18 protein-coding genes are annotated in these 17,148 nt (G+C 47.0%); 17 read left to right on the top strand and 1 reads right to left on the bottom strand.

The genetic code is table 11. The features are described from left to right. Nucleotides 1-93: 93 nt before the first annotated feature. Entirely contained in the window at nt 94-1,455 is a 1,362-nt protein-coding gene (gene dnaA / locus ACZOWY_RS10820) for a chromosomal replication initiator protein DnaA (protein WP_484397537.1), read from the bottom strand. 192 nt (nt 1,456-1,647) lie between these two features. Here dnaA and rpmH point away from each other — a divergent pair, with 192 nt between their 5' ends. The 17 genes from rpmH (at nt 1,648) to ACZOWY_RS10735 (ending at nt 16,954) form a co-directional block, all read left to right on the top strand. Beyond that, nucleotides 1,648-1,800, top strand: a complete 153-nt coding sequence (rpmH, locus tag ACZOWY_RS10815) for a 50S ribosomal protein L34 (protein WP_176760399.1) — start codon at nt 1,648-1,650, stop codon at nt 1,798-1,800. Between the two features lie 63 nt (nt 1,801-1,863). Continuing rightward, nucleotides 1,864-2,220: a ribonuclease P protein component gene (gene rnpA, locus ACZOWY_RS10810; protein WP_484397533.1), complete on the top strand. Its 357-nt coding sequence runs from the start codon at nt 1,864-1,866 to the stop codon at nt 2,218-2,220. 2 nt (nt 2,221-2,222) lie between these two features. Further along, nucleotides 2,223-2,456, top strand: a complete 234-nt coding sequence (gene yidD, locus ACZOWY_RS10805) for a membrane protein insertion efficiency factor YidD (protein ID WP_484397528.1) — start codon at nt 2,223-2,225, stop codon at nt 2,454-2,456. Between the two features lie 45 nt (nt 2,457-2,501). After that, nucleotides 2,502-3,173, top strand: coding sequence for a YidC/Oxa1 family membrane protein insertase (locus ACZOWY_RS10800; protein WP_484397524.1), 672 nt, complete (start codon nt 2,502-2,504; stop codon nt 3,171-3,173). A gap of 30 nt (nt 3,174-3,203) precedes the next feature. Continuing rightward, entirely contained in the window at nt 3,204-4,178 is a 975-nt protein-coding gene (gene jag / locus ACZOWY_RS10795) for an RNA-binding cell elongation regulator Jag/EloR (RefSeq protein ID WP_484397518.1), read from the top strand. Nucleotides 4,179-4,255: 77 nt separating this feature from the next. Continuing rightward, the gene (gene mnmE / locus ACZOWY_RS10790; protein ID WP_484397514.1) at nt 4,256-5,656 is read left to right on the top strand and encodes a tRNA uridine-5-carboxymethylaminomethyl(34) synthesis GTPase MnmE; all 1,401 of its coding nucleotides are present in this window, start codon (nt 4,256-4,258) and stop codon (nt 5,654-5,656) included. A 6-nt stretch (nt 5,657-5,662) separates the two neighbouring features. Next, a complete protein-coding gene (gene mnmG / locus ACZOWY_RS10785) occupies nt 5,663-7,546 on the top strand; it encodes a tRNA uridine-5-carboxymethylaminomethyl(34) synthesis enzyme MnmG (protein ID WP_484397511.1) in 1,884 nt (627 codons plus the stop codon). Then, nucleotides 7,543-8,319 carry a 16S rRNA (guanine(527)-N(7))-methyltransferase RsmG gene (rsmG, locus tag ACZOWY_RS10780; RefSeq protein ID WP_484397506.1) on the top strand — a complete coding sequence of 259 codons (777 nt, stop codon included), beginning with the start codon at nt 7,543-7,545 and terminating at the stop codon, nt 8,317-8,319. The genes mnmG and rsmG overlap by 4 nt, the downstream gene beginning before the upstream one ends. Nucleotides 8,320-8,448: 129 nt before the next feature. Continuing rightward, complete coding sequence (locus tag ACZOWY_RS10775) at nt 8,449-9,327, top strand: ParB/RepB/Spo0J family partition protein (protein ID WP_484397502.1); 879 nt, start codon at nt 8,449-8,451, stop codon at nt 9,325-9,327. Nucleotides 9,328-9,463: 136 nt separating this feature from the next. Continuing rightward, complete coding sequence (locus ACZOWY_RS10770) at nt 9,464-10,249, top strand: ParA family protein (RefSeq protein WP_484397497.1); 786 nt, start codon at nt 9,464-9,466, stop codon at nt 10,247-10,249. Continuing rightward, nucleotides 10,242-11,258 (top strand): ParB/RepB/Spo0J family partition protein, encoded by a 1,017-nt coding sequence (locus tag ACZOWY_RS10765; RefSeq protein WP_484397493.1) that lies wholly within the window; start codon nt 10,242-10,244, stop codon nt 11,256-11,258. The genes ACZOWY_RS10770 and ACZOWY_RS10765 overlap by 8 nt, the downstream gene beginning before the upstream one ends. A 79-nt stretch (nt 11,259-11,337) precedes the next feature. Continuing rightward, the gene (locus ACZOWY_RS10760; RefSeq protein ID WP_484397488.1) at nt 11,338-12,030 is read left to right on the top strand and encodes a DUF554 domain-containing protein; all 693 of its coding nucleotides are present in this window, start codon (nt 11,338-11,340) and stop codon (nt 12,028-12,030) included. 266 nt (nt 12,031-12,296) lie between these two features. Next, a complete protein-coding gene (locus ACZOWY_RS10755; RefSeq protein ID WP_484397482.1) occupies nt 12,297-13,481 on the top strand; it encodes an ABC transporter substrate-binding protein in 1,185 nt (394 codons plus the stop codon). Between the two features lie 135 nt (nt 13,482-13,616). After that, entirely contained in the window at nt 13,617-14,510 is an 894-nt protein-coding gene (locus ACZOWY_RS10750) for a branched-chain amino acid ABC transporter permease (protein ID WP_484397477.1), read from the top strand. A gap of 12 nt (nt 14,511-14,522) precedes the next feature. Then, nucleotides 14,523-15,470: a branched-chain amino acid ABC transporter permease gene (locus ACZOWY_RS10745; protein ID WP_484397472.1), complete on the top strand. Its 948-nt coding sequence runs from the start codon at nt 14,523-14,525 to the stop codon at nt 15,468-15,470. Continuing rightward, nucleotides 15,463-16,239 (top strand): ABC transporter ATP-binding protein, encoded by a 777-nt coding sequence (locus ACZOWY_RS10740; protein WP_484397466.1) that lies wholly within the window; start codon nt 15,463-15,465, stop codon nt 16,237-16,239. The genes ACZOWY_RS10745 and ACZOWY_RS10740 overlap by 8 nt, the downstream gene beginning before the upstream one ends. A gap of 10 nt (nt 16,240-16,249) precedes the next feature. After that, nucleotides 16,250-16,954: an ABC transporter ATP-binding protein gene (locus tag ACZOWY_RS10735; protein WP_484397604.1), complete on the top strand. Its 705-nt coding sequence runs from the start codon at nt 16,250-16,252 to the stop codon at nt 16,952-16,954. Nucleotides 16,955-17,148: the final 194 nt, after the last annotated feature.

Genomic DNA, 17,148 nt, shown 5'->3' with positions numbered 1-17,148 from the left:
TATGAACAGCTCAAAAAGTTATTAACAGTTATACACACGTCAGTCACATATTATTCACATAGTTTTTAACAGTGCCATTAACGTGAAATCAGATCAGATGGAACGGATCTGTTCCTCAAATTGCTGCATCAGGTTGTCAAAACTACGGTCTTCTTTCCGCATTTTGTCAATTTTTTCAAAGGCATGAATTACCGTGGTGTGGTCCCTGCCGCCAAAGGAAAAACCTATTTTAGGAAGCGACGCGTCTGTCATCCTCCTGCACAGATACATGGCAATCTGTCTGGGCATGGCTATGTTTTTAGGCCTTTTCTTACCTATTAAATCATCTATCTGCAGGTTATAGAATTTGCATATATGGCTGATTATTTTCTCAATCGTAACATTTTGACGGGTGTGTGTGGCAAAATCTTTCAGCACTGTTTCAGTCATTTTCATATCAATGGGAATATGCATTATGCTGGCATAAGCTACGATTCGGTTAAATGCGCCTTCGATCATACGGATGTTGTTGTCGATGCTTACGGCAACCGTCTGGATTACATCATTCGGCATATCGATATTCTCGGTTTCCGCTTTTTTCCGTATGATAGCGATACGGGTTTCCAAATCGGGAGGCTGAATATCTGCTGTAAGACCGCTGGCAAAACGGGAACGCAGCCGTTCTTCAAGTTTATCCATGCTCTGGGGATTACGGTCACTGGAAATTACAATCTGTTTGTTAGCTTCTTTCAGTGCATTAAATGTATGGAAGAATTCTTCCTGGGTCCGTTCCTTGTTTTCCAAAAACTGTATGTCGTCTATAATCAGGCAGTCGATCGTACGGTATTTTTCCTGAAAAACTTTTACAGTATGATTTTGAATCGCGTTGATAATCTCATTCGTAAATGATTCGCTGGTCACATATTTAACTTTGGAATTAGGATTGGCTTCTAAAATGGCATTGCCGATGGCGTGCATCAGGTGGGTTTTACCCAATCCCGAATTTCCGTAGATAAACAAAGGGTTGTAAACATTGCCCGGATCTTTGGAAACTGCCATTGCAGCTGCCGTAGCAAACCGGTTGGAATTGCCTACTACAAAGGTTTCAAAACGTTGTTTTTTGTTAATATTACTTTCATAGGGCGCTTCTTTTATTTTATCGTCTTCTACAAAAAGAGAATTAATTTTGTAATTTTCTTTAGGCACATCCAGATAGCTCTGATTTTCTACTTTCAGTTCCAGATTTATGTTATTATTATTAGTAATTTCTTTTAAAGCAGCCAGAATGAGGGACAGGAAGTTCTGCTGGATTGAAGAACAGAGATTGGTACTCGGTACGGTGCAGTAAATAACGTCATTTTCGAACTTTACGGGGGTAATCTGCCGGATATACATATCCATGTTGGATTCACTGGTAGCATGGCTTAATTTATCAGTAAGCCGGCTCCAAATTTGATCTAAATCAAGTATTTCCATGAAGCATTTCCTTTCTTACAAATTTACTCTTTATTTTACCATAAAAATACCAAAAATAAAAGTTATCCACAGGGTATAAAACGATAGAATTTGTGAAATATTGTTAAATCCTTGACACTGTGTGGGCTTTTTAGTATAATTCTGTCAGCTATCAATTGAAATCATTTATATAGAGATTGATAAGACCATGGAATGAAGGAGGTAAGCACTGTGAAACGTACATTCCAGCCCAACAATCTGAGAAGAAAAAGAACGCACGGGTTCCGCAAGAGAATGGCTACACTGGGTGGCCGCCAGGTTCTGAAAAGAAGACGCTTAAAAGGCAGAAAGAAATTGTCTGCATAACTTTAGAATAAATAGGCCGCGCAAGTGGCCTATTTTTTCCATGTAGACAGGAGTATGGACGCAATGAAAGAATTTACTTTTCCCAAATCAAACAAAATCAAAGCAAAGAAAGAGTTTCAGAATGTGTATGAAAAAGGACATTCTGTAGTGGACGGTCTGGCTGTCTTCTATGTATTGCCCGGTGAAAATGAAAAGATTAAAATAGGTTTCGCTGTGGGTAAGAAGGTGGGCAATGCTGTTATTCGCAACCATGTGAAACGCATGATGCGCGAAGTCTTTCGTATGAACAAAAACAGATTAAAAGATAATTTCAAAGTGATTTGGGTAGCGCGCAAAAGACTGGCACAGGCAGATTACAAAACGTATGAAAGAGTGTTTTTAAGACTGGCTAAACGGGCAGCTCTGCTGCAGCAGGAGTAAAAATGATCAAGGATATTTCTTCTATTTTAAAAGTTATATTTACTTCCCTGATTCGTTTTTATCAGTTATGCATATCCCCGTTGTTAGGTAATAACTGCAGATATTATCCCACCTGTTCCCAATATGCAATAGAAGCAATTGAGAAAAAAGGAGTGATAAGAGGCTGCTGGATGGCGGTAAAACGGATCTGCCGCTGCCATCCCTGGCATGACGGGGGATATGATCCTGTGAAATAACATGCATTACGAATGACTTGTATTACGTATTGAAGGAGTGAAAAATTGGACTTTATAGCGAATCTGATTAATCATGTTATCCAGACGTTATATCACTTTTTAGGAAGTTTCGGTTTTCCAAATTATGGCCTTGCGATTGTATTGATGACTATCATCATTAAAATTATCCTTTTCCCGCTGACAAAAAAACAGATCGAGTCTACCAGGGCCATGATGTCGATCCAGCCTAAAATGAAAGAAATCCAGGAAAAATACAAAAACGACAAGGTTCGTCTGAATCAGGAACTGGCCAAGCTGTATCAGGAGCAGGGTGTGAATCCTATGGCAGGCTGCCTTCCTTTACTGATCCAGATGCCTATTTTATTTGGTATTTATTACGCTGTTCGTGATTTGCAGTATGAAGGACCTGCTAATTTCCTTTGGATGGAAAATATTGCCAATCCCGATCCCTTATATATTCTGCCTGTATTGTCTGCAGTAACCACATATATCCAGGCTAAACAGACCATGCCCAAAAAAGATCCCAATGCCAAGCAGCAGGATGGTTTGATGGGTATGATGCAGGGACAGATGATGACCTATTTTATGCCTCTTTTCATCGGCTATATCAGCTTGAGTTTTCCTGCCGCTTTGGTTCTTTACTGGATTGTAATGAATATTATGCAAATCGGGCAGCAGGCTTTGATTAACTCACAGATGGACCGTAAAAAAGCATAACCGGTTTTTATGATTAATAAGGAGTTTAAAATGAATGTAGAATCTGTAGGTAAAACCGTAGAAGAAGCACTGGAATCAGCATTAAAAGAATTAAACCTTACCAAAGAGGAAGTTGATTATACTGTTTTAGTAGAACCAAAAAAGGGATTTTTGGGTTTTGGTAAAAAGGAAGCAAAAATCCTGGTAACGCCGAAAGCGGATACTATTTCCCTTAAAGCGGAAAAAAAGCCTGAAGAAGAATCACTGAAAGATAAAATCGTTTCTTTCGGAGAAAAGACTACCGAATCAGCCGGTGCGGTTTTGCGTAAAGTAGGGGAAAAAGCAGACGAACTGGATGAAAGACAGAAAGCCTTTAATAACCGGGTAAAAGAAAAATGGAACGACACCGTTGATTCTGTGAAGGAAAGCGGAGATAAAGTAAAGAATGCAGTCAACGAAAAAGTGGAAACAGCGAATGCTGTAACCGCTGCCGTAAAAAATACGCTGGCAGACCGTGAACGGAAAAATAAACGTCAGGCTAATGAAGCGGCAAAAGAGTTTGTCGTTGATGATGCTGTGGTAGATGAAGCCAAAGAGTTTCTGGCAAAAATTTTCAAGGCAATGAAAATCGACGTTGTCATGGAAAAATTTGTCAATAAAAAAGACGGCTGTGTAGTACTGAAACTCCATGGCGACGACATGGGCATCCTGATCGGTAAACACGGACAGACACTGGATTCTTTACAGTATCTGACCAATCTGGTTGCCAATAAAAATACGGAAAACAGGGTGCACATCGTAATTGATGTGGAGAACTACCGGGATCGCAGGGCGGAAACACTGACCCGCCTGGCCAAACGGTTAGCTGAAAAAGTTAAAAAAAGCGGAGAACGCATTGTGTTGGAGCCCATGAACCCCCATGAACGGAAAATCATCCACACCGCGTTGCAGAACGATAGCAAAATTACGACGCTGAGCGAAGGCAGCGAACCCTTCCGTAAGGTTGTTATCGAACTTAAAAAATAAGTTAAAACGAAAAACCCGGTGTAGATTTTCTGCCCGGGTTTATTTTGTTATTTATTACATTTATATGCATAAGTTATATGTGTAAGGTGAATACCATGATACAGGAAGATACGATCAGTGCCGTTACCACAGCGCCGGGAAGCGCGGCCATCGGCATTGTACGGATCAGCGGTACAGAAGCGCTGACTATCGCAGACAGAATGTTTTTTGCTGCTTCCGGGAAAAAACTGGAAACCTATCCTTCCCATACGATGGTCTATGGGTTTGTCAGGGACAGGGAGGGAAAAGATATCGACGAAGTAATGACGGTCTATATGAAGGCGCCCCGCTCTTATACAGCAGAAGATGTAATTGAAATACAGTGTCACGGGGGCATGCAGAGCCTCCGCCAGATTCTGGCCCTGACTTTTTTTTACGGGGCCCGTCCCGCAGAACCGGGGGAATTTACCAAGCGAGCCTTTTTAAACGGCCGCATCGATCTTGTTCAGGCGGAATCCGTTATGGACATCATCAATTCCAGAAGTTCTGCAGCCCTGAAAATTGCCGTGCAGCAGCAGGAAGGTTTCTTTTCCAAAAAGTTAAAAGATGTCCGCAGGAAGTTGCGGGACGTCATTGTGCATCTGGAAGCAGTCATCGATTATCCGGAAGAGGATATTGAGGATGTTACTTATAAGGAAGTAAAAGAATCCATATCCGCAGCAGAGCAAGAAGTATCCGTCCTGCTGGAAGGAGCCCATACCGGCAAAATTTTAAAAGAAGGTTTACGGACAGCGATTATCGGCCGTCCCAATGTGGGAAAATCCAGTCTGTTAAATACACTCTTAAAAGAAGACCGGGCGCTGGTTTCCGAATTCGAAGGGACCACGCGGGACGTAATCGAAGAACAGCTTGTCATCGGAGGAGTTCCTGTCCTGCTGGCAGATACTGCAGGTATTCATGATACCAAAGATTTTGTGGAAAAACTGGGTGTGGAACGGAGCCGCGCTTTCTTAGACAAAGCGGAACTGGTCCTTGTGGTATTAGACGGAACCCAGCCGTTAACGCCGGATGATGAAACGATTTTAGCTGCGGTAAAGGGCAAGAATACGGTAATAGTTGTAAATAAAACAGATATCACGGAAAGCGTGATTACGAAAGAACTGGTCGGTCGTTTTTCCCCGGAAAATATCATTGAAATTTCCGCTAAGACAAAAGAAGGGATAGACAGGCTGGAAAACTGGCTGAAAGAATATGTCTACGGCAGCAGCCGGCAGCCGGATGAAGAAATTTACATCCAGAATGAGCGGCAAATCAACCTGTTGCGCCAGGCTGCGGACAGTTTAAAAGATGCCGTGGATGCTGCGGAAAACCGGCTCCCTTACGATTGCCTTACCATTGATGTGGACAGGGCTCTCACATTGATGGGGGAGATTACCGGGGAAACGGTGCGGGACGAAATCATCAATGAAATTTTTGCCCGTTTCTGTGTAGGAAAGTGAGAAAAGATGGGAATCATTGTAGATTCATATGATGTAATTGTAATTGGAGCAGGGCACGCCGGGGTGGAAGCCAGCCTGGCAGCGGCCCGGTTAGGGTATAAGACGCTGTTGGCAACACTCTCCCTGGATAATATTGCCCTCATGCCCTGCAATCCGTCCGTAGGCGGAAGCGCCAAAGGGCAGTTGGTAGGGGAAATTGACGCGCTTGGCGGGCAGATGGGCCTCAGTGCCGATGAAGCCTGCATCCAGATGCGCATGCTGAATACCGGGAAGGGATACGCCGTCCATTCCCTGCGGGCCCAGGCAGACAAGCCTTTTTACCACGTGATCATGAAAAAGGTGGTAGAAAATCAGGAGAATCTGGACGTGAAGCAGCTGATGATCGATAAGCTGCTGGTGCGCAACGATGAAGTGGTGGGCGTGGAAGCGGAAACCGGCGAGGTGTTTGAAACATCCATTGTGATTTTATGTACGGGAACCTATCTGCGCAGCAAAATCGTATTTGGCAGTGTGAATTATGAATCCGGTCCCAACGGCCTGCGCAGTGCTAACAAGCTGTCGGAATCGCTGTTGGAAGCAGGGGTGGAACTGACCCGTTTTAAAACCGGTACACCGGCCCGGGTTGACCGGCGCAGCCTTGATTTTTCCAAAATGCAGATCCAGGAAGGGGATCCGGAACTGCGAAACTTTTCCTATATAAGTGGTATTACCCACCGGGAACAGGTTCCCTGCTGGCTTACTTATACTTCTCCCGTCACTCATCAGATCATTAAAGATAATCTGGTTCGTTCCGGTATGTTCAACGGGCTGGTGGAAGGAATCGGGCCCCGGTATTGCCCATCCATTGAATCCAAGATCATCCGGTTCAAGGATAAGGAACGGCACCAGCTGTTCATTGAACCGGAAGGATTAAATACCAATGAAATGTATGTGCAGGGCATGTCTTCGGCTCTGCCTGCGGATGTGCAAGTGCAGTTTATGCAGACCATACCGGGACTGGAGCATGTAAAAATGATGCGTCCCGGATATGCTATTGATTATGACTGCCTGGACCCGCTGCAGTTAAAATCTTCTCTGGAACATAAACATATCAAAGGATTATTTTCTGCCGGTCAGTCCAACGGCACCAGCGGCTATGAAGAAGCGGCAGGCCAGGGACTGATCGCGGGGATCAACGCGGTGCGTAAACTGCAGGGCAAACCGCCTCTGGTATTAGGGCGGAACGAAGCCTACATCGGCGTGCTGATTGACGATCTGGTAACAAAAGGCACCAATGAACCCTACCGGATGATGACTTCCCGGGCGGAATACCGTCTGCTGCTGCGGCAGGACAACGGGGATCTGCGCCTGACGGAAAAAGGCCGGGAGATTGGTCTGGTAACAGACGAACGCTGGGAAAAGTTTACGAAAAAGAGATCGGAAATTGAACGGGCGATGCATTATCTGCAGAATACGTTCGTTTCCCCGACAGAAGAAATCAATGCCAAACTGATTTCTGCCGGCAGCGTGCCTCTGAAAAAAGGGGAGAACCTGGCAACCCTGCTGAAGCGCAGTGAAATGTCCTATGAAAAGCTGCAGGTATTTTTTGGCGCACCGGAGATTTCCGGCGTGGTCAGGGAACAGGCGGAAATCCAATGCAAGTACGAAGGCTATATTTTAAAACAGAAGCAGGCAGTCGAAAAAGCCCTTCGGCTGGAAAATAAAAAAATCCCTGCAGATATCGATTATTTTGCGCTGAAGGAATTATCCAATGAAGCAGCAGAGAAGCTGGATAAGGTGCGGCCCGATTCCCTGGGACAGGCTTCCCGTATTTCCGGTGTTTCCCCTGCTGATATTGGCGTACTGATGATCGCGTTGGAGGTACATCGCCGTCAGGAGGAAAAGCAATGAGTCCCCTGTCTGAAACATTTACAGAAAATACATTTGCAGTTTCTGCAGAAGCCGCGCAGTGTAAAGATATACTGGAAAAAGAGTGTGCCCTCGCCGGAATCCGTTTAAGCCGGACCCAGTTATTGCAGTTCGGTCTGTATTTTGACCTGCTGACAGAAAAAAATAAAGTTATGAATTTGACAGCGCTGACTTCACCACATGACGTAGCAGTGAAACATTTTATTGATTCCCTGCTTTGTTACGATGCCGTAATGATGCAGGGAAAAAAAGTGATCGATGTTGGGACCGGGGCCGGTTTTCCCGGTATTCCCTTAAAAATTTTCGATCCTTCCCTGCAATTAATATTGCTGGATTCCCTGGAAAAACGGCTGAAGTTTTTGCAGGAAACCGTGGGGCAGCTGCAACTGGCGGACGTAAGCCTTGAGCATATGCGTGCGGAAGATGCGGGCCGGGACAAAAAGCTGCGGGGACAGGCTGACGCAGTGGTCAGCAGGGCCGTAGCCCGGCTTTCTGTTCTGGCGGAATACTGCCTTCCCCTGGTAAAAAAGAGCGGTTTTTTTGTTGCGTTAAAAGGAAGCAAATACAAAGAAGAACTGGCGGAAGCGGAGAAAGCAGTGAAAATCTTAGGCGGCAAGGTGACGTCAGTGAGAGAAGTGGAGCTACCCGGATTAAATGACGGGCGGGCCATCATAGTCATTCAGAAAATCAAGGATACACCGGCCGCTTATCCCCGAAAGGCAGGGCAGCCGGGAAAAAATCCGCTAGGATTATAGAATCAATTGTTAATTAATTTACTGCAGGTATTCCTGTTTTATGGTAAAATAAAACTGTGATTACGAAACGTCCGGGAACTTTTATTGTTAATAATCAGTTTCCTGTTATAGAGAAAGTGGGGAAATCTTGTGCAGGATGGATTCAACGAATTAAATGTTGAAGCATTAAAAGCAGGGAACCTGAATAATAATACAGATGTCCAGATGATTCAGGTTCCCCTTTCTAACATAGTACCCAACCCATACCAGCCGCGTAAGGAGTTTGAGCCGGAAGCCCTGTCGGAACTGGCCGAGTCCATCCGCCAGTACGGTGTGCTTCAGCCGCTTTTGGTGGCACCGGGTAAGGACGGAACATATATACTGATTGCCGGCGAACGAAGAATGCGGGCTTCCACTATGGCCGGACTGGAAACGGTTCCTGTCATCGTAAGCGAATATACCAGCCAGCAGATTGCGGAAATCGCTCTGATTGAAAATCTGCAGCGTAAGGATCTGCATTACCTGGAAGAGGCGGAAGGGTATGAAAAGCTTTTGAATACCTTTCACCTGACCCAGGAATCCATGGCCGTCCGGGTTGGCAAAAAACAGTCTACCATTGCGAATAAGCTCCGGCTTTTACGGCTGCCATCTTCCGTACGAAAAATGTTGCACAACAGCGAGCTGACGGAACGGCATGCCCGTGAACTGTTAAAATTAAAAGACGAAAAGACCCAGAAAGCTGTTTTGCAAAAGGTCATAAAGGGCCATCTTAATGTAAGGCAGACCGAAGCGCTGGTGGCCAAAACGCTGAAAGCGGAAGGAAAGCTGAAAGAGAAGAAACCAAGAGTTTTCATCGTAAATGATGTGCGCATTTACCTGAACAGCATCAAACAGGTCATGCAGGCCGTTCAGGAAGCGGGCATTCCTTCCAGTATGGAACAGGAAATGGACGGCGATGACGTCGTAGTGACTCTGCGTATTAAAAATGCAAAAAAGCGGAAAGATCCTAATATTATTAAACTCTTTTAAAGAGATGCTGGTTAATTAGTGTTTCCATAATATAAACTTGTGGATAACCCTGTGAATAGTGTGTATAAATATAAATCGGTTACAAAGTAGTTTCACGTGAAACGGGCAGCAGGTTTTCTGAAATCTGCTATCATATATGGAAGTAACGGAGGGAAATGTTGTGGTAAAAGTCATCGCGTTAGCCAATCAAAAAGGCGGTGTCGGAAAAACGACAACCGCAGTGAATTTAGCTGCCTGCCTGGCTGCAGAAGGACGAAAAGTGCTGTTGGTGGATTCTGATCCCCAGGGCAATGCTACAACCGGTCTTGGGCTGGACAAGCGGGATATCAAGGAAAGTATTTATGATATTCTGGTAAATGATGTGCCGGCAAAAGAGGTTATCATTCCGACAGCCATTGAAAACCTTTCCCTGCTGCCGGCCACGATTGCGCTGGCCGGAGCGGAAATCGAACTGGTCAACATGATGAGCCGTGAGAATCGGCTGAGAAACGCATTGGAGCGCGTAAAATATGATTATGATTACGTTCTCATCGACTGCCCGCCATCTCTGGGCCTGCTGACACTGAATGCTTTGACGGCTTCCAGTTCCGTTATGATTCCCATCCAGTGTGAATTTTATGCGCTGGAAGGCGTTACCATGCTGATGAACACGATCCAGCTGGTGCAACGGAACCTGAATCCGGCACTGAAGCTGGAAGGCGTGGTCATGACCATGTTTGACGCAAGGACCAATCTGGCTACGGATGTGGTCAGTGAAGTAAAAAAATATTTTTCTGCCAAAATGTACAATACCATTATCCCGCGCAATGTAAAATTAAGCGAAGCTCCCAGTCACGGCGAACCTGTCATCGTATATGACCCCCGGAGTAAAGGTGCCCAGGTGTATCAGGAGCTTGCCAGGGAGGTAATCGGTGATGAGTAAGCACAGTGGTTTGGGCAGGGGGCTGGAATCCCTGCTTTCTTCCAGCGAATCACAGTATGAATCGGCGATGCCGACGAAGGAAAATGCGGGGGCAGTGGAAGTTCCTGTAGAAAGTATCCGGCCAAACCCGTACCAGCCCAGAAAAACATTTGATAAAGAAAAACTGAAAGAGCTGAGCGATTCCATCAAAAAATATGGCATCTTACAACCTCTGGTCGTCCGTAAAAAAGGAACGGGTTATGAACTGGTGGCAGGCGAACGGCGCCTCCGCGCCGCGAAGCTGGCAAAATTGCAGACGGTTCCCGTCCTGATCCGGGAATATGACGAGAGACAGATGCGGGAACTTTCACTGGTGGAGAACATCCAGCGTCATGATTTAAATCCCCTGGAAGAAGCGAGGGCAATCCGGGAACTGATGAAACAATGCGGTTACACACAGGCACAGGCTGCCGAACGGTTGGGACGGAGCCGTGCCGCAGTGGCGAACCTGCTCCGTATGCTGAACCTGCCGGAAGAACTGCAGGAAATGGTTGCCAATGAAACAGTAACAGCAGGACAGGTGCGGCCATTGCTGGCACTGGCGGATCGGGAACAGCAGCTGAAAATCGGAAAAGCACTGACAGAACACAGCTGGAGCGCCCGTACCGTAGAAGAAGTCGTTAAAACAATTAAAGAAGGAAAGCCCCTTCAGGTTTTGGATGAGCGGGTCGTGATTTTGGACAAAAACGGAAAACCGGTCAAAGAAACAAAAGCCGCAAGCGATAAAAAAGGGAAAAAGAAGTCGTCCGGATCCGTTGCGGACATCCATTACAAACAGTTTGAAGAAAATCTGATCGAAGCACTGGGAACCAAGGTACGCATCGTCAGCAAAAATAATAATGTAGGAAAAATTGAAATCGATTATTATTCCATCGACGATCTGGACCGTATCTGCGAGTTGCTTCAGGGAAAGAACGACAGCAACAGCATTGGAACGGCTCCGTGGTTGAAAACCAAGTTTACTGTATAATTACAGTTTGAAATAATGGACGACTGCAGGGCGTTACGGATAGAGTGTCTTTGATTCACACATTTGACAGGAAGGATCTATGACAGGTTTAGGGACACTGGTCAACTGTGCGGCAATTTTAGCAGGCTGTGCAGTTGGCCTTATTTTGAAAAAAGGGTTTCCTGAAAAATGGCAGGAAACGATCATGTACGGAGTAGCACTCTGTATCTTCTTAATCGGCGTACAAATGGCGCAAAAGAGCCAGAATGTGGTACTTGTCATTGCCAGCGTTGTCATCGGCAGCATCATTGGCGAGATGCTGGACATTCAGACAAAGCTGGATACGTTTGGCCTCTGGGTTGAAAAGAAGCTTCTGGGAGACCGGGGTACGTCCGGCTCTTTCGGCAAGGGATTTATTTCCGCCAGCTTGATCTTCTGTATCGGCGCCATGGCAATTATTGGCAGTATCGAAGACGGACTGACAGGCAATCATCAGATCCTGTTCGCGAAAGCGATGCTGGATGGTATCTTATCCATCATATTTGGAGCCAATATGGGAGCCGGCGTGGCGTTATCCGCTGTTCCGGTAGGCCTGTACCAGGGAACGATCACACTGCTTGCCTCCTGGATGCAGAACTTGCTGACACCTGATATCATACAGGAAGTCAGCGCAACCGGCGGCGTTCTGATTATGGCCATCGGTATTGTGCAGGCAAAACTCCTGCCGATCCGGCTTGCTAATCAGATACCAGCCCTGCCGGCAGCCGTGCTTCTGGCTAAACTGTTTTTGTAAATTTTGAATAAGGACAAAAGTTTGTGTTTGGTAGACTTAAAAACAAAAAGTGACATAAATGTTACTGTTTCGTGTTAAAAAGCGCGTAAGTGCATGTTTTTGCAGGAAAAATGTTGACAAAAGTGTGAAACAGTTTCTATAATGTCTTATGATATAAAAATGGAATGATGTTTTTATATTATATTAAGAAACGAAGATGTTATGTTTGCAGTAATGAGGGGAATGAGATTTTAACTATTATTTTACTAAGGAAGGGTGAAGACAAAATGAAATTTTGGAAAAAAGCGTCCCGTGTCGCGTTTGCGGCTATGTTGATTGCCGGTCTGACAGCTGGCTGCTCCGGTGGCGGCGGTGAGAAAAAAGCGGCTGATGCGGGCAAGGAAATTGTAGTAGGCGTTAACGCCGAACTGACAGGCAATGTTGCCAACTACGGCAAGAGCATGCTGTCCGGTTTTGAACTGGCCGTAGAAGAAGTTAACAAGGCCGGCGGTGTGGACGGCAAACAGATCAAAGTAGTGACGGCGGACAACAAGTCTGAGCCTTCTGAATCCGGTAACGCGGCTACCAAACTGGTGACCCAGAACAAAGCAGTTGCCGTAATCGGCCCGGCTACCAGCGGCTGCGTAGCTGCAGAAGAACCGGTGCTGACTGCCAACAAGATTCCTTTGATTGCTCCCTGCGCAACAGCGCCTGGCATTACCCTGCAGAAAGACGGCAAGGTAAAACCCTTTGTATTCCGTGCCTGCTTTATTGACCCCTACCAGGGCGACATCATGGCACAGTTTGCCGCAAAAGACCTGAAAGTAAAGAAAGCAGCCATCCTGCATGATTCTTCCAGCGATTACTCCAAAGGCCTGGCAGAAGTATTTACGAAAGTATTTACCGCTAATGGTGGCCAGATTACTGCAGACGAAGCCTTCCTGTCCAAGGACGTTGACTTTAAGGCTTCCCTGACCAAGATCAAAGCAACCAATCCGGAAGCCATTTACATCCCCGGTTACTATGAAGAAGTTGCCAAGATCATCAAACAGGCCCGTGAAATCGGCCTGACCTGCCCGTTGCTGGGTTCTGACGGCTGGGATTCCCCGAAACTGGTTGAAGTTGCCGGCAAAGAAGCCTGCAACAAAGGATACTTCACCAATGCGTATACTGCAGAAGATAAAGATCCTGTTGTGCAGAAATTCGTCAAAGCTTACCAGGGCAAATTCAACAAGGTTCCTGATGTGTTCGCCATGCAGGGTTACAACGCAGGTTTAGTTCTGTTCAATGCCATCAAGACTGCAAAGACCACTGACGGCACGAAACTGGCAGAAGCCATTGCCAAAACAAAAGACCTGCAGGTTGCTAACGGCAAACTGACTTATGATGAAAAACACAATCCGATTACGACTGCGTTAGTTCTTGAACTGAAAGACGGTAAGATGACGCTGAACAAGAAGATTGGCGGCTGATTCACAACGCAGATTCACAAACCGGGGAAATTGAAATAGAGAAAGATTTTTCCCAAAAAAACAGTAATCCGGAAGCATTGTGGCTGTGGTGCGGGTCGCCACAGCCATTTGCTTCTATATTCGGAGGAAGAAATTATGGAAACCGGTTTTTTGCATCAGTTAGTCCAACAGCTGATAAACGGTATTTCCCTGGGTAGTATCTATGCGCTGATCGCATTGGGATACACCATGATTTACGGTATTTTAAAATTAATTAATTTTGCCCACGGCGATATTTATATGCTGGGGGCTTATATCGGGTTTGTCTGCACTTCTGTTTTGAAACTGTCCTTTATACCGGCGCTGATCCTGTCTATGATCGGGGCGGCCCTGGCAGGAATGGTGATTGAACGTGTAGCCTACCGTCCCATGCGGAACGCTCCCCGTATCGCCATCCTGATCACGGCTATCGGCGTTTCGTTCTTTTTGGAAAATGTGATGATCTTGTTTGCCTCCCCCCAGCCCCGTACCTTCCCCGCTGTATTTACGGCCACGGTGTATCATGTAGGCGCCTGGGTGGTGAACAGCCAGCAGATCGTAATCCTTATCAGCGCTCTGGTACTGATGGTAGCCCTTACTTATATTGTTAACCAGACCAGGGCGGGCAAAGCCATGCGCGCGGTGTCCTTTGACGCAGACGCAGCCCGGCTGATGGGGATTGACATCGACTCGACAATTTCCATGACCTTCGCGTTAGGCTCCGCCCTGGCGGCAGCTGGCGGGGTTTTGGTCGGCATATATTACAACTCCATCGACCCCCTGATGGGCATGGTTCCAGGCATCAAAGCCTTCGTCGCTGCGGTACTGGGCGGCATTGGCATCATCCCCGGGGCGATGCTGGGCGGTATTATTCTGGGTGTGGTGGAAGCTCTGGTCAGCGGCTTCATTTCCTCCACCTTCCGCGATGCTGCCGCATTTGCAATTCTGATCATCATTCTTCTCTTCAAGCCCCAGGGCCTGATGGGCAAGAATATCCGTGAAAAGGTGTAAGAGGTGACGACAATGAAAAAAGAACGAAAGTTTGACTTAAAAGCATTGGCTGCCTCTGTTGTGATCTTTGCCGTGCTGCAGGGCCTCATGTCTGCAGAGATCATCGGCCCTTTCTGGGAACTGAACCTGATCCTGATCTGCATGAATATTATCCTGGCTTCCAGTCTGAACATGATTAACGGGTTCACCGGACAGTTCTCCATCGGCCACGCCGGCTTTCTGGCGGTAGGCGCCTACGTGGGCGCGGTGATGACGGTAAAATTGGGCTATTCCTTTCCGATGGCCATCGTAGCCGGTACCGTTGCGGCCGGTTTCCTGGGCTTTCTCATCGGTCTGCCCACCCTGCGTCTGGACGGCGACTATCTGGCTATCGCTACTCTGGGCCTGGGCGAAATTATCCGTATCTGCATCCTTAATATTGAATACATCGGCGGCGCTTCCGGCCTGATGGGTATTCCCCGGATGACCAACTTTACCATCACCTTCTGGCTGATGATTGCCGTGCTTTTCTTTATTAAAAACTTTAAAAACTCGGCCCACGGCCGTGCCTGTCTGGCTATCCGCGAAAATGAGATCGCAGCGGACACCATGGGCATTGACACCACGAAATACAAAGTAATGGCCTTCACTCTGGGCGCTTCCTTCGCAGGTACTGCCGGGGTGCTGTTCTCCCATTACTTCTTCATCGCTCATCCGGCGTCCTTCACTTTCATGCGTTCCTTTGATATCCTGACCATGGTAGTGCTGGGCGGTCTGGGCTCCCTGACCGGTTCCATCACCGGCGCCATCCTGCTGACCTTTATCTCGGCTGCGCTGGCTGATTTCCCGGAATGGCGTATGATCATCTACTCACTGGCCATGATCATCCTGATGCTGTACCGTCCTCAGGGACTGTTTGGCAACAAAGAACTCTCCGAAAAGGTTTTCAGCAGCCTGAAAGGAGGTAAGGGCAATGAGTGAGAAAAAACGTTTACTGGACCTGCAGGACGTTTCCATCGTGTTCGGCGGCCTGCGTGCTGTATCCAATTTTACGATGCATATTGACGAGGGCGAACTGGTAGGTCTCATCGGCCCCAACGGCGCCGGCAAGACCACTGCCTTTAATATGATCACCGGCGTGTACGTGCCTACGGAAGGAAAAATTTTCTTCGACGGCAAACTGATCAACGGGAAAAAATCCTATCAGGTTACCCAGATGGGCATGGCCCGTACCTTCCAGAACATCCGCCTTTTCTCTGAACTGTCGGTACTGGACAATGTAAAGATCGCCAATAATATGCACATCGATTATAGCCTGCCCCATGCGATTTTGCGGGTAAAGAGGTATTTTGACGAAGAAGATAAAGTAACGGAGCAGGGGATGGAACTGTTAAAGCTGTTCCATCTGGATAAGCATGCCTACGACATGGCAAAGAATCTCCCTTACGGCGCCCAGCGGCGTCTGGAAATTGCCCGGGCGCTGGCCACGAAGCCACAGCTTCTTCTGTTGGACGAACCGGCTGCCGGCATGAACCCACAGGAAACCAAAGAGCTGATGGAAATGATCCAGTGGTTGCGGGATAATTTTAAAATCTCTATTTTGCTCATCGAGCACGACATGAGCCTGGTCATGGGTGTCTGCGAGCGGCTGTACGTACTGGAATACGGCATGTGTATCGCCACCGGTACGCCAGACGAGATCAAGAAAAACAAGAGAGTAATCAAAGCATATCTGGGCGGGGAGGTGTAACAGGATGGACATGCTGACAGTTGAGGACATCAACGTATATTATGGCGCGATCCATGCAATCAAAGGCATCAGCCTGTCTGTAGCCAAAGGCAGCATCACCACCCTGATCGGGTCTAACGGCGCCGGCAAATCCACCACGCTGCATACGATTTCCGGTCTGCTGAAACCCAAAACCGGAAAAATAACCTTTGAAGACAAGGACATCACCGGGAAAGCCGCCCATAAAATTGTGGGTATGGGTCTGAGCCAGGTTCCGGAAGGCCGTCACGTGTTTGCCAACATGACGGTTATGGAAAATCTGGAACTGGGCGCGTACCTTCGTAAAGACAAAGAAGAAATCAACAAAGACCTGACCGACGTCTTTACTAAATTTCCCCGGCTGCTGGAACGGAAAGATCAGATTGCTGGCACCCTGTCCGGCGGTGAACAGCAGATGCTGGCTATGGGCCGGGCGCTGATGAGCCGTCCGCGGCTGATCCTCCTGGACGAACCGTCCATGGGTCTGGCTCCCCTGCTGGTGCAAGAAATTTTCAACATCATCAAAGAGATCAACGACAGCGGGACCACGGTACTGCTGGTCGAGCAGAACGCCCGGATGGCACTGTCCATTGCGGACAAGGCTTATGTGTTGGAGACCGGGAAGATCACACTGGAAGGTACCGGCAAAGAACTGCTGACCAGCGAAGCAGTGCAGAAAGCGTACCTGGGCGGCTAATGTATGGATGGAACGGGAAGAGGTTTTCTCTTTTGAAACAGTTCTTCGCTAACGGTTAAAATGTGTTATAATATAAACAGATAACACTGAATCTAAGTCCAGCGGTAAAATGTCAAGACACCAATGAGTAAAAAACACTAGTTTTTAAAACTCATTTCAAGCAATGCAAAACACCTACCTAAGCCCCGCAGCCT

The sequence above is a fragment of the Succiniclasticum sp. genome, from assembly GCF_056977735.1.
Note: the sequence above shows the minus strand (reverse complement) of the source record. Positions and strands in the feature narration are given on the sequence as shown.

Excerpts from the sequence above, each read along its gene's own strand:
- dnaA (WP_484397537.1), bottom strand. The coding sequence starts at position 1,455 with ATGGAAATACTTGATTTAGATCAAATTTGGAGCCGGCTTACTGATAAA.
- rpmH (WP_176760399.1), top strand. The coding sequence starts at position 1,648 with ATGAAGGAGGTAAGCACTGTGAAACGTACATTCCAGCCCAACAATCTG.
- rnpA (WP_484397533.1), top strand. The coding sequence starts at position 1,864 with ATGAAAGAATTTACTTTTCCCAAATCAAACAAAATCAAAGCAAAGAAA.
- yidD (WP_484397528.1), top strand. The coding sequence starts at position 2,223 with ATGATCAAGGATATTTCTTCTATTTTAAAAGTTATATTTACTTCCCTG.
- jag (WP_484397518.1), top strand. The coding sequence starts at position 3,204 with ATGAATGTAGAATCTGTAGGTAAAACCGTAGAAGAAGCACTGGAATCA.
- mnmE (WP_484397514.1), top strand. The coding sequence starts at position 4,256 with ATGTGTAAGGTGAATACCATGATACAGGAAGATACGATCAGTGCCGTT.
- mnmG (WP_484397511.1), top strand. The coding sequence starts at position 5,663 with ATGGGAATCATTGTAGATTCATATGATGTAATTGTAATTGGAGCAGGG.
- rsmG (WP_484397506.1), top strand. The coding sequence starts at position 7,543 with ATGAGTCCCCTGTCTGAAACATTTACAGAAAATACATTTGCAGTTTCT.
- ACZOWY_RS10770 (WP_484397497.1), top strand. The coding sequence starts at position 9,464 with ATGGAAGTAACGGAGGGAAATGTTGTGGTAAAAGTCATCGCGTTAGCC.
- ACZOWY_RS10765 (WP_484397493.1), top strand. The coding sequence starts at position 10,242 with ATGAGTAAGCACAGTGGTTTGGGCAGGGGGCTGGAATCCCTGCTTTCT.
- ACZOWY_RS10760 (WP_484397488.1), top strand. The coding sequence starts at position 11,338 with ATGACAGGTTTAGGGACACTGGTCAACTGTGCGGCAATTTTAGCAGGC.
- ACZOWY_RS10755 (WP_484397482.1), top strand. The coding sequence starts at position 12,297 with ATGAAATTTTGGAAAAAAGCGTCCCGTGTCGCGTTTGCGGCTATGTTG.
- ACZOWY_RS10750 (WP_484397477.1), top strand. The coding sequence starts at position 13,617 with ATGGAAACCGGTTTTTTGCATCAGTTAGTCCAACAGCTGATAAACGGT.
- ACZOWY_RS10745 (WP_484397472.1), top strand. The coding sequence starts at position 14,523 with ATGAAAAAAGAACGAAAGTTTGACTTAAAAGCATTGGCTGCCTCTGTT.
- ACZOWY_RS10740 (WP_484397466.1), top strand. The coding sequence starts at position 15,463 with ATGAGTGAGAAAAAACGTTTACTGGACCTGCAGGACGTTTCCATCGTG.
- ACZOWY_RS10735 (WP_484397604.1), top strand. The coding sequence starts at position 16,250 with ATGCTGACAGTTGAGGACATCAACGTATATTATGGCGCGATCCATGCA.